The organism is Streptomonospora arabica, from assembly GCF_039531585.1.
Lineage (GTDB): Bacteria > Actinomycetota > Actinomycetes > Streptosporangiales > Streptosporangiaceae > Streptomonospora > Streptomonospora halophila.
Genome location: NZ_BAAAQI010000007.1, coordinates 189144 through 203851, shown reverse-complemented (window position 1 = coordinate 203851; position 14708 = coordinate 189144). Strand labels below are relative to the sequence as shown.

Genomic DNA, 14708 nt, shown 5'->3' with positions numbered 1-14708 from the left:
CGCCTGGCCCCGGCCCGCTGCGTCGAGGACGGTCGGCCCCTGCGCCCACCCGCCTCCCGCGTTTCCAGCCTCACGGAGGAGAACGGCTACCGGGGCGCCGCCAGCGCCTCGCGGACGTCGGGTTCGCCGGGCCCGAGGAACTGCGGGTCCGGCCGGAGGAGGGCCTGGTAGAGGGCCGGGAACGCCGCCGGCACCTCGCGCACGTAGCCGTAGACCGTCGCCGTGGTCCGCACGGAGTAGCTGGAGTCGCCGACGCCCCGGGTGTCGATCCCGGCGCGGGAGCACAGCGCCACCGCGCGCGGCAGGTGGAAGTTCTGGGTGACGACCGACGCCGCCTCGACCCCGAAGATCCGCCGCGCACGCGTGCAGGTCTCCCAGGTGCTGAATCCCGCGTAGTCGGCGGCCACCTTGCGGCGCGGCACCCCGGCGGCGGCGAGGTAGTCGCGCATGGCGTCGGGCTCGTTGTAGGCGGCGACGCTGTTGTCCCCGCTCACCAGCACGGCGTCGACGAGCTTGGCCCGGTACAGCCGGGCGGCGATGTCGAGGCGGCGGGCCAGCAGCGTGGTCGGCGTGCCGTCGTCGCGCAGGCCCGCGCCGAGCACGATCGCCACCGGCCTGTGCCGTGCCTCGGCCGCGCCCGTCCGCTGGTCCACCGTCGTCGCGTTCAGCCACGCGTAGGGCACCAGCCCGGCCACCGCCGCGACCAGGAGCAGGAGCGACCAGGCGCGCACACCCGGCGGGCGCCACCGCCCGGCGGGACGCCTGCGGCTCGCCGCTGCGGGCGGGTGCGGCGGCCCTGCAGTCGGCACCGTCGGGGTGTCGGAGCCCGTGTCCGGGACGGGCGCCTCCTCAGGGGCGACGGCGGCGTCCGGGCGGCGGGAGGGCTCCGCGTACTCCGAGGGCTCGTTGCTCACAGTCACACCGACGATCCGGAGACGGATCGGGTTCCCGCCCGACCCGCGGGTGGCGACGTCTCGCCGGGCGTACCGCGGCCGCACGGAGACTCTTCGCGTCGCGCCCGCCCGCTTGCGCGCGGGTGCGCACCGGGAGCGCCAGGCGCGCCGCGCGCGGGCGCCGCCGTTGCGGGCGGGTGTTACCGGGGCTCCGGCGCGTCCTCGATGTGCTGCAGAGCGTCGCGCACCCGGCCGCCGCAGGCGGTGAGTGCGGCGGCGGCGCGGTCGGTGCCCGCTCCGGTGAGCAGGGTCACCAGCGCCACGCGGGTGTCGCCGTCGGCCTGTGTCAGGGCGGTGGCGCAGGAGTCCTCGTCCATGCCGCTGGCCTCGGCGAGGATGGTGACCGCCCGGCCGCGCAGCTTGGCGTTGGTGGCGTTGACCCCGACCATCAGGTTGGAGTAAGTGCGGCCCAGGCGCACCATCACCGCCGTGGAGAACGCGTTGAGCACGAGCTTCTGGGCCGTGCCCGCCTTCATCCGGGTGGAGCCCGCGATCACCTCGGCGCCGGTGTCGACGCCCACGTGCACGTCGGCGGCGTCGGCCAGCGGCGCCGCCGGGTTCGCGGTGACCAGCACGGTCGCCGCCCCCGCTCGCCGCGCGGCGCGCAGGGCGCCCGCGACGTAGGGGGTGCGCCCGCTGGCGGTCAGGCCCACCGCGAGGTCGCCCGCGCCGACGGCGCCGGCGTCGTCGCGGCCCAGGTCCTCGTCGTCCTCGATCCCCTCGGCCGCCCGCTCCAGTGTCGTGGCGCCTCCGGCGTGGTGGGCCAGGACCGTCTCGGGCGCGGTGCCGAAGGTGGGCGGAAGCTCGGCGGCGTCGGTGGTGGCGATGCGCCCGGGCGTGCCGGCGCCGAAGTAGTGGATGCGCCCCCCGCCCCGCAGCGCCTCGACACCCAGGTCGACCGCGCGGGCGAGGTCGGGCAGGACGGCGGCGACGGCGCGCGGCACTGTGGCGTCCTCTGCGTTGATCTCGCGCAGAATGCCCAGTGTGGTCAGCCGGTCGATGTCGTACGTGGCCTGGTTGCGGCGCTCGGTGGGCACCCGCACGATCTCCAGGGGTGCCGGGACGGCGGCGGTGGCGCCGTCCCGGCCGGCGTCCTGCTGCGGCGTCATACCGCTCCATCTCCGTTCGCGCGCTGGTCAGAATCCTCGGTCGCCGGGGCGTCCGCAGTCGCGGCTTCGTCGGCGCGCGGCCCCAGACGCCTGCGCTGCTCGCCGACGCGCAGGCCCCGCACCGCGTCGTAGGTGGTGGCCAGGGCACTGCGGCTGTCGGTGTAGCGGGACTGGGCGAGCCCTACGAACAAGCAGTCGATCACGGTCAGCTGGGCCAGCCTGCTGGCCGTGGCGCCCGAGCGGAAGGTGGTCTCGCGCGCCGCGGTGGTCAGGATGTAGTCGGCCGCCTCGCTGATGGGCGAGCGGGGGAAGTTGGTGACGGCGACGGTGGCGGCACCGCGGCGCCGGGCCTCGGCGAGGGCGTTGATGGTGTCGATGGTCGTCCCGGTGTGCGAGACCGCCAGGGCGACGTCGTGCTCGTTCAGCAGAGCGGCGCTGGTGAGCATCACGTGGTTGTCGGACCAGGCGAAGGAGGTGACGCCGATGCGGTGCAGCTTCTGCTGGAGGTCGGCGGCCACGAACGCGCTGGCCCCCACGCCGTAGATGTCGATGCGGCGCGCCGCCGCCATGCGGTCGACGACCGCCTGGAGCACCTCGGTGTCCAGCTGGGCGGCGGTGTCCTCGACGGCCCGGGCGTCGGTGTAGGCGATCTTCTCGACGACGGTCACCAGCGTATCGTCGGGGTTGATGTCGCCGGCGACCTCGCGCGCGCTGATTCCGGCGCCGCGCGCCTGCCCGGCCTCCGTGGCGAGCGCGAGGCGGAGCTCGCGGTAGCCGGTGAAGTCGATGGTGCGGCAGAACCGGATGACCGTGGCCTCGGAGGTGTCGCAGTCCTTGGCCAGCTGGGTGATGGACGACGCCGCGACGCGCTCGGGGTCGTCGACGATCCGCTGGGCGACCCGCTGCTCGGCGGGTGCGAGCGAGGGGAGGAGGGAGCGGATGTGCAGCACCGTGGTGGGCGCCGGGGAGTCGCCGCGCGCCGCTGCCCCCGCGGGGGTGTCGTCCCGCGGTTCCCCGCCGTCGCCCGGGCCGGTCGGCTTCGCCGTCTTCGCCATGTTGGAAAGTTTCTTTCGGTCGGCATGTGCAGTCAATGCGGGGCCGGGATACCCGCGGCCTCTCTCGGCCGTGTGCGCCCGACGTGCGAGCGGGCACCCGGAGAGTCACCCGTGCGGGCCGCTGGTATCCATGATCGCTTACGCGCGCCCGGGTGGGCAGGGGTCACTCGCGGGTGTGGACGATCACGTGCGCGAAACGGGGCGGGGGCGCTGCCGCAGGGCACGCCGCGCCGCCTGCGCGGCGGGGCCGGGACGCAGGCGGCGGAGGGGGAAGGAAAGGAAGGGACACGAGCCGGGCCGCGGGGAATGCCGGCGCCGTTCGGGACGGCCGCTGTGGGAGTCCCCGCACCGGGACCGGGCTCAGAGGCCGTATCGAGCCGGTCCCGGGTGCGGGGCGTGCCTGGCGGGGTTGACCCTCCCCGGTTCGTCCCGCCAGGCACGGCGCGGCTCCGGGGAGCCGCGTTCCCCCACGAGCCGGCCGTCCTCCGGCCCCTGGGAGCCGAGACGCCCCCCAGCGGTCCCGGCCCGCATCGACGGCGTGTACCCGGCAGCGGGGAAGTACCAGCCGGGACCGCCTGGTATCCCACCTTGGCGCCACGGGCTTACATCGCGCTGGCGATTCACTTTCACCCGTGTGCCGTGCGCTTTCAGCCGCGCCGCGGCCCCACCGCGCCCTGGCGCGGCGCGCCACGTGGAAGCCGCGGCGTCGCGGCCGTGGTGCGGCCGCTTCCGGCTCCGCCCGCCGCGCCGAGCGGGCCGCCGCACGCAGTCGGCCCGCGCGGAATAGGCTCGTCGGCATGGCGCAGCAAGTCGTGGTCGGACTCGACGCCGGCGGCACCTCCACCCGGTGCGCGGCGGTCTCACCCGAGGGCGGGCTCCTGGGCTACGGACGGGCGCCGGGTGCCAACAACCTCTCCGGCGGCGACCCGGCGGCCGCCCTCGCCCAGGCGCTGCGCGGCGCCCTGTCGGGAATCCCCGGCGCCGAGGTCTCCCACGCCGTCTTCGGCCTGGCGGGCGCCGCCACGGCCGGGCGCGAGCGGTCGGCCGAGGTCGCGCAGGAAGCCTGGGACGGCCTCGGCCTGCCGGGGGCGCCGCGTGTTACCGACGACATCGCCGTCGCCTTCGCCGCCGGCAGCGCAGCCGACGTCGGCGCCGTACTCATCGCGGGAACCGGAGCGGTCGCGGCGCGCGTGCGCAGCGGCGCTGTGGTGCGCCGCAGCGACGGCAACGGCTGGCTGCTGGGCGACGAGGGCTCAGCGGTGTGGCTGGCCCTCGCGGGCCTGCGTGCGGCGCTGGCGGCACTCGACGGACGCGGCGGCCCCACGTCGCTGTGCGAGCGGCTGGCCGCGCGGCTGAAGGTGCCCGCGCACGACCCGGCGGCGCTGGTGCGCGCCGCGCACGCCCGCGCCCCGGCCGAACTGGGCGGGCTCGCTCCGGAGGTCGGCGCGGCGGCGGCCGCGGGCGACCCGGCCGCGGTGCGGGTCGTCGCCGATGCCGCCCGGCACCTGCTGGCCTCCCTCGCCGCGGTCGAGCCCGGCGTGGGCGGCGAACCGGTCGTGCTGGCCGGCGGTGTACTGGAGGAGGGGCCGGTCGCCGACGCCGTCCGCGACGGACTGCGTGAGCGCGGCTGCGCCGAGCCCCTGCGGGCGGCGGACGGCGCGCTGGGCGCGGCAGGGCTGGCCCTGCGGGACCGCGGGTCGCCGCCGCAGGCGCACGCGGCGCTGCTGCGCCACCCCGTCCGCTAGCGCGGGCCCGGTCCTGGGGCCCCGCTTGACTCGCGGGCGGTGGCCCGATCACCCGGTGTAAAACTCGATCTGCTCAAAATGGGAAATATCGTTCGCGGGGGGCGTCATCGGGGTCCGCGAGTCGCTATCGTCGTCTGCATGTCTGACAAGAACGAGAAAGAGCAGGGCGACCCCGCCGGCTCGACCATGATGTTCCGCCGCTTCGTGGCGGACAACAACGAGCCCGACGCGGCTCCGAAGCGGCCGATCACCCCCTACGTCCTCGCGGGCGTGGGTGCGGTCCTCGCCATCGGCATCATCGTGGCCGTGGTCGTCACGTGGTCCTGAGCGGGGCGGCCGCGGAAAGCGGATCCGCGGCCCTCACCCACCGGGCGCGGCGGAGTGGGGGCCGCGCGATCGTGCGCGGCGTATTCGGTTCGCGGGCGATCCCGGAGGCTGCTATCGTTTAACGCGTCGCGAGCCCGGACCGGCGCAGCAGCGCCTCGCGGGCGTTCCGACAAGCGCCATTAGCTCAAGTGGCAGAGCAACTGACTCTTAATCAGTGGGTTCAAGGTTCGAGTCCTTGATGGCGCACCACATCTCCGCAGGTCATCGCCCCTTGTGGGGCTATGAGACGCCCGATGTCGTGGGCGCCGATGCTCCGTGGGTGCTCTTATGTCGCCACCGTGTCGATCCCCCAGGCCAGCGCCCATCCGGCCACCTGACGACGGTTGGCAGCGCCGTCCCCACTGGAGTGAACCGGAGCGCGCGGCACGCTCCGGCAGAGCCGTCCCGATCCTCCGATCCACGGCGCCCTGCCCGGCTGGACCGGGCACGCCGCGGCCGAGCCCCGACCTGCCTTGATCCACCATCGGAGTCGATCCGCGCCGCCTATCGCGGTGGACGCACCGGGTGCTGATCGGGCCGTCCCCGCCAATGCGCTTCCCAGCGGGAGTCGGGGCGCCAGTGATGCTGCGCATACGCACCCTGCATGGGCGGGTCTTCGAAGGGCCCGACTCGCGCTCAGGCCCCCGCGGCTGACCTCGCCGACGGCGTCCGCACACGCGGGGGAGGCTCACCGGAGGTCACAGCAGTTCAGTCATACAACCGCGCGGGCGACGCCCAGCGAGGGAAGTGGTCAGCATAGCGCGGACGGCATCAAGAAGCGGGGCTGATGTGCGGGTGCCCCGGACTTGCGCGCCGGGTCGCGCCAAGGCGCCGGGATCACCTCTCGCCCGCGTCCAGGAGGCCGCGGCGGAAGCCCGCTGCGACGGCGGCGGCTCGGTCGTTGACGCCGAGTTTGGTGTAGATGTGCAGGACGTGGGTCTTGACCGTGGCTTCGCTGATGAACAGGCGGGCCGCGGCCTCTCGGTTGGTGGAGCCGGCGGCGATGAGCCGGAGGATCTCCAGTTCCCGGTCGCTCAGTGACACGGCCGGCTCGCGGACCCTGCCCACGAGGCGACTCGCAACCAGCGGGGAGAGCACGGTCTCGCCGCGCGCGGCCAGCCGGACGGCGCGCGCCAGGTCTTCGGGCAGGGCGTCCTTGAGGAGGTAGCCGGTGGCCCCGGCCTCGATGGCGGGGCCCACGTCGCTGTCGGTCGCGTAGGTGGTCAGGACCAGAACGCGGGCGGGCAGCCCCAGTCGGGCCAGATCGCGGATGGCGTCCACACCTCCCGTGCCCGGCATGCGCAGGTCCATGAGGACCACGTCGGGCTTCGAGGTCCGCGCCAGCTCGACGGCGCGGGCGCCGTCACCGGCCTCCCCCACCACTTCGAAACCCGGGTCACCGGCGAACATGCCTCGGATGCCGTCCCGGACGACGGGGTGATCGTCGGCGATCAGCACGCGGACGGGAGCTTCATTCACCGGCGGTCTCCCTCGAAACGGCCGGAAGGGCGGCGGAGACCGCCGTCCCGGTACCGGGTTCGGACTCGATGTCGAGGGTGCCTCCCAGCCGGGTCACCCGCTGCCTCATCGACGTCAGGCCGAACCCGCCGGTTGCGCCGTCGTCACCGCGCGCGCTCGCGGGGCTGAGCACCGCCTCCGGACCCGCGGCCGTCTCGAAGCCTATACCGTCGTCGCGCACGTCCAGCACGACCAGGTCCTCCATGTACGACAGGGTCACCCCGACGCGGCCGGCCCCGGCGTGCCTGGCCACGTTGGCCAAGGCCTCCTGGACGGCGCGGAGCAGGACCGCCTCGACCTCCGCGTTCAAGGGGCGGACCGGTCCGGTGGCCGTGAATTCCACGCGGGGCCCGTTGAGCCGGGACCACTCGGCGGTGAGGTCGGCCAGGGCGTCGGGCAGTCGGGCGGTCTCCAGGGGCGCCGGTCCTAAGGCGTGCACGGACCTGCGTGCCTCGGCCAGGTTCTCGCGGGCCAGCCGGATGGCGTCGGCGACCCTGAGCCGCCACTCGGCACGGTTGCGCTCCGCCGCCTCAGCGACATCGGCGGCGCCGTCGGCGGTTTCGGAGCCCGCCGAAGCTCCCGTGGCGGTCCCCGCGGCTCGTTCGGCCGCCTGGAGTTGGGTGATGATGCCGACGAGCCCTTGTGCCAGGGTGTCGTGGATCTCCCGAGCCATGCGCTCCCGCTCGTCGTGCGCCCCGGCTTCGCGCGCTTGGACCAGCAGTTGGGCGTGGAGGCCGTCGTTCTCGCGGATGGTCTCCCGCAGCCGCTCCACCATCCGCCTGCGCTCGTCGCTGCGCTCCGCGGTGGTCTCGCCGAGGTGGCTGAACACCGCGACCAGGGCGACCAGAGCGGCGACGAAGAACAGGTACAGCAGGACCGACGAGGGGGTGGGGGCGGGAAGCCCGCCCATGTAGGCGGTGACGGTGATGGCGGCGGTGGCGGTGACTCCCACGAACCTCCACCGGCCTTGGAGGAGCTGCCAGGAGTACAGGTAGCCCGTGAAGCCGAAGAAGCCCGCAAACCAGACGGAGCGGATGCTGAGCACGGCGATCATCACGACCAGGGTGGCGACGAAGGCGGCCATCACCCGCGGGCGGGCGGTCCAGTCGGGGTTCAGGCCGGTCATCGTCCAGATGAGAGCCGCCGTGAGGGCCACGAGGCCCAGCGTCACCGGCATCCGCGCCCAGGGAAGGTCATGGGTGGCCAGGGTCAGGACGGTGGAGGCCGCCAGGAGGACGTAGGGCACGGCGCCCACCAGGCTGCGCACCCGCTCTTCCCGCAGGTCGAGGTCGCGTTGCGGCGTCGTCTCCATGCTCACTCCCAGCGGAAGTACCTGGCCGCGACGAAGCTGAGGACCACGGCGTACACGGCCATGGTGACCAGGGGCAGGGGAGCGAGGACCCCGCCGCTCCAGACGCCGTGGAGACTCTGCCGCAGAGCGCCCATCGGGGTGTACCGGCCGATGGAGGCCAGGATATCGGGCATCCGGTCGGCGGGCTGCATGAGTCCGCCCAGGTAGGCCAGCGGGAAATAGAGCAGGACGCCGAAACCGTTGGCGGATCGCCCGTTGGAGGCGAGCGCCGCGATGAGCAGGCCGACGGAGAACATCGCCGCCGTGCCGAGCGCGGAGGCCGCCAGGAACCCCGCGGGTCCGGGGGCGTGCGCACCGAGGACGCCGATGCCGACGAAGAGCAGCAGGGCTACCGCGGCCGCGGTCAGCACCAGTTGGAGCAGGAGTTGCACGGTGAGGAGGTTGCCGGGGCGGACCGGGGTCACCGAGAGCCTGCGCAGGATCCCCCTCTCCCGGTAGGTGGCCAGGGTGGTGGGCAGCAGGTACAACCCGACCAGGCCGATGGCAATGGTGACCGCCATCGGCAGGAGGACGGCGTCCCCCTCCGTGATCTCACCACCGAAGACCACGAGGATGAAGAGCGGAATGAGCAGCGTGAACGCGGCTCCGGGTTCGCGTACCAGCAGCTTGGTCTCGACGGCGGTGAGCTTGGCGAGGATCTTCACGGCGGTTCTTCCGTACGTGGGTGTGCAGGGGCGTCCGGGTCCGGGCCGGGGCCGGTCAGGCGTCGCTGGAGCGGCCGGTCAGCGCGATGAAGGCGTCGTCCAGGGTGCGCTTGTCGACGCGCAGGTCGCGCACGAGAACGCGTTCGCGGGCCAGGTGGGCGGTGACGAGGGCGGCGAAGTCGCCCCGCCCGGCCACGACGACCAGGTCGCCGGTGCGGGACACCGAGGTCACGCCGTCGAGGCTTTCCAGCGGGAGGCTCGGCTCGGCGGCGCTGCCGTTGACGAGCCGGAAGCTCATCCGGTACTCCGCGTCTGTGCCCTCGATCAGTCCCTGAGGGGTGTCGAGGGCGACGACGGCGCCCTTGTCGAGGACCGCGGCCCGGTCGCACAGCTCTTCGACCTCGTCCATGAAGTGGCTGACCAGGATTACGGTCACACCCTCGGCGCGTACGCGCTTGACCAGATCCCAGGTGGTCTGGCGGGCCTGGGGGTCGAGCCCGGTGGTGAGCTCGTCGAGGAACGCGACCTTCGGGTTTCCGACCAGGGCCAGAGCGATGAACAGGCGCTGCTTCTGCCCCCCGGACAGCTTCGCGAACCGCGCGCCGCGCTTGTCCGCGAGTCCCCACCGCTCCAGCAGCTCCCGCCAGTCGCGGGGCCTGGCGTAGAACGAGGCGTAGAGGTCGAGTGCCTCCCACACCTTGATGTTCTCGGGCAGCTGTGTGTTCTGCAGCTGGACGCCGATGTGCTCCCGCAGCTTTGAACCCTGCCGGAGCGGATCGGACCCGAGCACCCGCACCGCCCCGGAGTCAGGACGCCGCAGGCCCTCCACACATTCCACCGCTGTCGTCTTGCCCGCCCCGTTGGGACCGAGGATTCCGAAGACCTCCCCCTCCTCCACGGAGAAGGAGACCCGCCTCAGGGCCGTCTGGTCGCCGTACCTCTTACTGATCTCCTGGACCTCGATGACTGCCATGGCCTCAAGCCTGGCCGGTCGCTGCCTGCGGCGAATCGCCCTTCCGGCCTCGGTCTCCGCGGATCCGGCCGACCCCCGGTATCCACCGAACGATGGATACCGCCCCTGCCGCCTCCGTATCGGCGGCCGATGCGCCGACCCGGAGGCGGCCCGTCTTTAACCCGACCGGCGACCGCAGACGGTCGGTTCAACGGGCGGGCAGCCCGTTCACCAGTCGCGCCGAAAGCCGGATGAGCATGGGGTAGACGTCGCCAGGTAGTGAACCCTTTTCATCGTGCTTCGGGTAGCTGAAGGACCAGCACCGCCCGGGCGATCTCGGTTGCGCGGTGCGGGCAGCACCGCAGGCGGCGCAGGATCCGCCAGTTCTTGAGTCGGGCCATCGCGCGCTCGCCCGGACTGCGCAGGCGCGCGTGGGTGCGGTTGGCCTCCTTCTTCCACTCCGGCTTGTGCCGCCCCTTGAACGGCGTGAGCACCGCAGGCGAGTAGCCCGCGTCGCCTTTGTCGCCCAGTCCGAGCAGGCCGGCGGCGGCGATACGGTCGCCGATGCGCCAGATGCGGGCGGCGCGGGAGGAGGGCCTGCTGGGCCGCGTCCAGTCGGCGCCATCGCGATCCGTTGGCGCGGCGGTGGGTGCGGATGGTGCACGCGGTGAGGTTCAGCGACCGGTGTGACAACGGCAGGCAGGCACGGTAGAACAGCATCGGAGTCCCCGGTTCGGGCTTTCTTGGTCGTTAAGTCACTTACAGGGACTTCTTTGTGTCCGGAGCGGATTCGCAGGGCCGGTACGGGGCTGTGACCTGGACGCTCAGGAATACTCTTGATCAGTGGTTCAAGGTTCGAGTCCTTGATGGCGCACCACCCTTCACGTTTCGTAACGGCCGACCGTCCTACGGGGGCACCAGTGGTGCTCTCGTTGAGTAGCGGTCGGTCGTTTTTGCGCGCCCGGCGCCGGTCCGCGAGACTCCTTTTCCTCCGGCCCGCGCCTTCGCTCGCTGCGCGCGCTACACCCTTCACGCGGATCCGCGTGTTCGAATGCCGACGTGCCGCGCGCGCTCGGCGAGCGGGAGGGCACGTCCGATCCGCGGCGGCTTCCCGCCGATACCGAGGGCGGACCGCGGTTCCGGCCCACGCAGCGCGGTTGCACCCATGATTACGCGTTGTGTATCGATAGTTTCGGACTACTTGGCGTCGGCCGGTAATGAGAGGCCGACCTGCCGTTCGGACCGGTTTCGGTGAGTAATGGACGAACCTGCATGTTTGCGCTCACTTGCAGGTCCCGGCGTGAGGCAGGTCTCATCAGGGTATTGACCAAGTCATACCGCGTGCGTAAATTCGACCGCCAGAGATTGCGAGATTCTGTCCGATAGTTTCGGTCGGCGTTTTTCCGCTGACGTGCCGCAGACCCCCTGTCCAGAGCCCTCATGAGCCGCCGAACCCCCCGGTCGCCCCGCCGGCCGCGGTGACCCGCAGCGGCGGACCGTTCCCCCTCGGTCCCCACCCTGGAGGAGAGCCATGCACGAACCCGACCAGACGGCCCCCGAGGCGCCCGACCGCCTGCGCGTGGCCGTCGTCGGTACGGGCAACATCGCCCGGTTCCATGTCGAGGCGCTGCAGTCGATGCCGGAGTCGGCGTCGCTCGTGGCGGCCGTCGACGTCGATCCGGACAACCTCGCGTTGTTCACCGACCGCTACGGCATCCCGCAGCGCTACGGCGACCTGGACCGGATGCTGTGCGAGGTCCGGCCCGACCTGGTCCACCTGTGCACACCCCCCGGAATGCACCACGGCCAGGTCCTGGCCTGCCTCCGCAGCGGCGCGAGCGCGGTGGTGGAGAAGCCGCCGGCGCTCAGCCTCGCCGAGATGGAGGAGATGGCCGCCGCCGAAGGCCCGATCGGGCAGGGTCCCTGGGTCGCGACGGTGTTCCAGCACCGGTTCGGCTCGGGCGCGCGGCGCGTGCGCGCGCTGGCCGAGTCCGGGGAGCTGGGGCGGCCGCTGGTCGCCGTCTGCCACACCCACTGGTTCCGCGACCAGGCCTACTTCGACGTGCCCTGGCGCGGCCGCTGGGACACCGAGGGCGGCGGTCCGACCATGGGCCACGGCATCCACCAGATGGACCTGCTGCTGGCGCTGCTGGGCGACTGGACGGAGGTGTCGGCCACCGCCCGGCGCCAGGCCAGGGTGATGGAGACCGAGGACGTCTCCATCGGCCACATCTGCTTTGCCAACGGCGCTGTGGCGGCCGTGGTCAACAGTGTGCTGTCGCCGCGCGAGGAGAGCTACATCCGCATCGACTTCGAGCGGGCGACCGTCGAGCTGCGCCACCTCTACGGCTATGGCGACGACGACTGGACGATCACCCCCGCTCCCGGGTTCGAGGAGCGGGTGAAGGCGGCCTGGGAGGCCGGCGAGTCGGGGGTGAACAGCGGCCACGCGGCCCAGGTCGCCCACGTGCTCTCGGCGCTGCGGGCCAAGGAGGCTCCGCCGGTCTCCGCCACCGACGCGCTGCGCACCATGCGGCTGGTCGCCGGCATCTACGCCTCGGCGGCCCAGCACCGGACGGTCACCGTCGGCGAACTGCGCCGGGGGACCCGGTACTACGAACGCATGCATGGAGGCGGCTCACCATGGTAAGCGCTATCCGTGCTGGTCGCCGCCCCCGGCGGACCGCTGCGCCCTGCCTGTGGGCGCGGGCGGCACAACACACCGGCGGATTTCCGCTCACATGTGCGGTAAGCGCTCTCCAAGAGTGTCGGCCGCACTCCGCCCTCAGCGGCGCCGCCCGTCCCGGAAGGGAGGCGGCATGCGCGCACTCGTGATCCGCCGGCTCCTCTACATGGTGCCGACCCTGTTCGCCATCTCCCTGGTGGCGTTCATGATCATCCAGTTGCCCCCGGGGAACTTCCTCACCACCTACATCGCCGACCTGGCGGCACGCGGCCAGTCGGTCGACCAGAGCCAGATCCGGGCGCTGGAGGAGCGCTACGGCCTCAACGATCCCCTCGCCGTGCAGTACTTCCGCTGGATCGGCGGAATCCTGCTGAACGGCGACTTCGGCCAGTCCTTCCTCTACCAGCGCGACGTCTCCTCACTCATCTGGGACCGCATCGGCATCAGCGTCGCGCTGGCCGTCGCCACCATCCTGCTGAGCTGGGTCCTGGCCTTCCCGATCGGCGTCTACTCGGCCGTGCGCCAGCACTCGCTGGGCGACTACGCCTTCACCTTCATCGGGTTCGTCGGCCTGGCCACCCCCAACTTCATGCTCGCCCTGCTCTGCGTCTGGATCGCCTTCGCCTACTTCGGCGAAAGCATGGGAGGCATCATCTCGCCCGAGTACGCCGACTCCGCGTGGAACCTCGGCAAGGTCCTCGACGTGGTCTCCAACCTGTGGATCCCGGTGCTGATCATCGGTACCGCGGGGACGGCGGCGCTGATCCGCGTGCTGCGCGCCAACCTGCTCGACGAGCTGCGCAAGCCCTACGTCACCACCGCCCGGGCCAAGGGGCTGCCCGAGTGGCGGGTCCTGCTCAAGTACCCGGTGCGCATGTCGCTGAGCCCGTTCATCAGCACCGTGGGCTGGGTGCTGCCCACGATCGTCGGCGGCGAGGTGATGGTCTCCATCGTGCTGAGCCTGGACACGACCGGTCCGCTGCTGATGCAGGCGCTGCAGAACCAGGACATGTACCTGGCCGGAGCGTTCATCCTCGTGCTCGGCGCGCTGACGCTCGTCGGGACACTGCTGTCGGACTTACTCCTGGCCTGGTGGGATCCGCGCATCCGCCACGCACAGGCCGAGGAGGCCTGACCCATGGGACTCAACCTTCCCCAGCGGCGGCGCGCCGCCGCGACCGGCGGGCCCGGCGCCGCCGCCTCCGCCAAGGCGGACGCGGGCGCGGAGTCGCAGTGGCGGCTGATCGGCCGGCGCTTCCGCCGGCACCGGCTGGCCATGTTCAGCCTCGCCATCGTGTGCCTCATGGCCCTCGTGGGCGTCTTCGCCGAGTTCGTGGCGCCCACCTCCACCGGCGAGTACAGCGCCGAGCACACCTACGCGCCGCCGCAGCGGCCGCACGTCGTCGACACCTCCGGCGGCGGCGTCGACCTGGGCTTCTACGTCCACGGCTACGACTCCACGCGCAACCAGGAGACCCTCGCCCGCGAGTACACCGTCGACGAGTCCGAGAAGATCGAGCTCGGGTTCTTCGTCGAGGGCACCCCCTACCGGATGTGGGGCGTGATCCCGGCCGACACCCACCTGTTCGGGCCCACCGACCCCGACGAGCGGGTCTACCTGCTCGGCGCCGACCGCAACGGCCGCGACATGCTCTCGCGCATCGTCTACGGCACCCGGGTGTCGCTGTCGATCGGCCTGGTCGGCGTGGCCCTGTCGTTCGTGCTGGGCGTCGTTCTCGGCGGCGTCTCCGGCTACTTCGGCGGCCGGCTCGACACCGGCATCCAGCGCGTCATCGAGTTCACCATGTCGATCCCCACCATCCCGCTGTGGATGGGCCTGTCAGCCGCGGTGCCGCGCGACTGGGGGCCGCTGACCACCTACTTCGCGATCACGGTGATCCTCTCCCTGATCGGCTGGACCGACCTGGCCCGGGTGGTGCGCGGCCGCTTCCTGTCGCTGCGCGAGGAGGACTTCGTGACGGCCGCCCGGCTGGACGGCTGCGGCCGCTCTCGCATCATCCGCCGGCACATGCTGCCCTCCTTCACCAGCCACATCGTGGCCTCGCTCACGCTGGCGATCCCGATGATGATCCTGGCCGAGAGTGCGCTGTCCTTCCTCGGACTGGGGCTGCAGCCGCCGGTCGTCAGCTGGGGCGTGCTGATGCAGGAGGCCCAGAACATCCACTCGATCGCCGGCGCCCCCTGGACGCTGCTGCCCGGGGTCGCCGTGACGGTGGCCGTGCTGGTGCTGAACTTCGTCGGCGACGGTATCCGCGACTCCGCCGATCCCTACCAGTAAGCAGGTGCG

At 72.4% G+C, this 14708-nt stretch carries 12 protein-coding genes, 1 tRNA gene and 1 pseudogene; 6 read left to right on the top strand and 8 right to left on the bottom strand.

What is annotated here, in order from left to right; genetic code table 11:
• Window positions 1-86: 86 nt before the first annotated feature.
• The 3 genes from ABD284_RS14330 to ABD284_RS14320 form a co-directional block, all read right to left on the bottom strand.
• Entirely contained in the window at window positions 87-920 is an 834-nt protein-coding gene (locus ABD284_RS14330) for a SanA/YdcF family protein (protein ID WP_344143462.1), read from the bottom strand.
• Between the two features lie 173 nt (window positions 921-1093).
• Entirely contained in the window at window positions 1094-2062 is a 969-nt protein-coding gene (locus ABD284_RS14325) for an N-acetylmuramic acid 6-phosphate etherase (protein WP_344143461.1), read from the bottom strand.
• Window positions 2059-3117, bottom strand: a complete 1059-nt coding sequence (locus ABD284_RS14320; RefSeq protein ID WP_344143460.1) for a MurR/RpiR family transcriptional regulator — start codon at window positions 3115-3117, stop codon at window positions 2059-2061. The genes ABD284_RS14325 and ABD284_RS14320 overlap by 4 nt, the downstream gene beginning before the upstream one ends.
• A gap of 797 nt (window positions 3118-3914) precedes the next feature.
• Here ABD284_RS14320 and ABD284_RS14315 point away from each other — a divergent pair.
• The 3 genes from ABD284_RS14315 (at window position 3915) to ABD284_RS14305 (ending at window position 5438) form a co-directional block, all read left to right on the top strand.
• Complete coding sequence (locus ABD284_RS14315; protein ID WP_344143459.1) at window positions 3915-4862, top strand: BadF/BadG/BcrA/BcrD ATPase family protein; 948 nt, start codon at window positions 3915-3917, stop codon at window positions 4860-4862.
• A gap of 138 nt (window positions 4863-5000) precedes the next feature.
• Window positions 5001-5189 (top strand): hypothetical protein, encoded by a 189-nt coding sequence (locus ABD284_RS14310; RefSeq protein ID WP_344143458.1) that lies wholly within the window; start codon window positions 5001-5003, stop codon window positions 5187-5189.
• 173 nt (window positions 5190-5362) lie between these two features.
• Window positions 5363-5438: transfer RNA gene (locus ABD284_RS14305), tRNA-Lys, on the top strand.
• A 627-nt stretch (window positions 5439-6065) separates the two neighbouring features.
• Here the strand turns inward: ABD284_RS14305 and ABD284_RS14300 are convergent.
• From ABD284_RS14300 to ABD284_RS14280, 5 genes and pseudogenes are all read right to left on the bottom strand, one after another.
• Window positions 6066-6707 (bottom strand): response regulator, encoded by a 642-nt coding sequence (locus tag ABD284_RS14300; RefSeq protein ID WP_344143457.1) that lies wholly within the window; start codon window positions 6705-6707, stop codon window positions 6066-6068.
• On the bottom strand, window positions 6700-8058 hold the full coding sequence (locus tag ABD284_RS14295; protein ID WP_344143455.1) for a sensor histidine kinase: 1359 nt from the start codon (window positions 8056-8058) through the stop codon (window positions 6700-6702). The genes ABD284_RS14300 and ABD284_RS14295 overlap by 8 nt, the downstream gene beginning before the upstream one ends.
• A 2-nt stretch (window positions 8059-8060) precedes the next feature.
• A complete protein-coding gene (locus ABD284_RS14290; RefSeq protein WP_344143454.1) occupies window positions 8061-8762 on the bottom strand; it encodes an ABC transporter permease in 702 nt (233 codons plus the stop codon).
• Window positions 8763-8817: 55 nt separating this feature from the next.
• Window positions 8818-9735, bottom strand: coding sequence for an ABC transporter ATP-binding protein (locus ABD284_RS14285; protein WP_344143453.1), 918 nt, complete (start codon window positions 9733-9735; stop codon window positions 8818-8820).
• 269 nt (window positions 9736-10004) lie between these two features.
• Window positions 10005-10316: pseudogene (locus tag ABD284_RS14280) on the bottom strand (transposase family protein); the annotation flags it as partial.
• Between the two features lie 929 nt (window positions 10317-11245).
• Here ABD284_RS14280 and ABD284_RS14275 point away from each other — a divergent pair.
• The 3 genes from ABD284_RS14275 to ABD284_RS14265 all read left to right on the top strand — a co-directional run bounded on the left by ABD284_RS14275 (window position 11246) and on the right by ABD284_RS14265 (window position 14699).
• Window positions 11246-12364, top strand: coding sequence for a Gfo/Idh/MocA family protein (locus ABD284_RS14275; RefSeq protein ID WP_344143452.1), 1119 nt, complete (start codon window positions 11246-11248; stop codon window positions 12362-12364).
• Between the two features lie 169 nt (window positions 12365-12533).
• Window positions 12534-13535 carry an ABC transporter permease gene (locus ABD284_RS14270; protein WP_344143450.1) on the top strand — a complete coding sequence of 334 codons (1002 nt, stop codon included), beginning with the start codon at window positions 12534-12536 and terminating at the stop codon, window positions 13533-13535.
• A gap of 3 nt (window positions 13536-13538) precedes the next feature.
• Window positions 13539-14699 carry an ABC transporter permease gene (locus tag ABD284_RS14265; protein WP_344143449.1) on the top strand — a complete coding sequence of 387 codons (1161 nt, stop codon included), beginning with the start codon at window positions 13539-13541 and terminating at the stop codon, window positions 14697-14699.
• Window positions 14700-14708 lie beyond the last annotated feature (9 nt).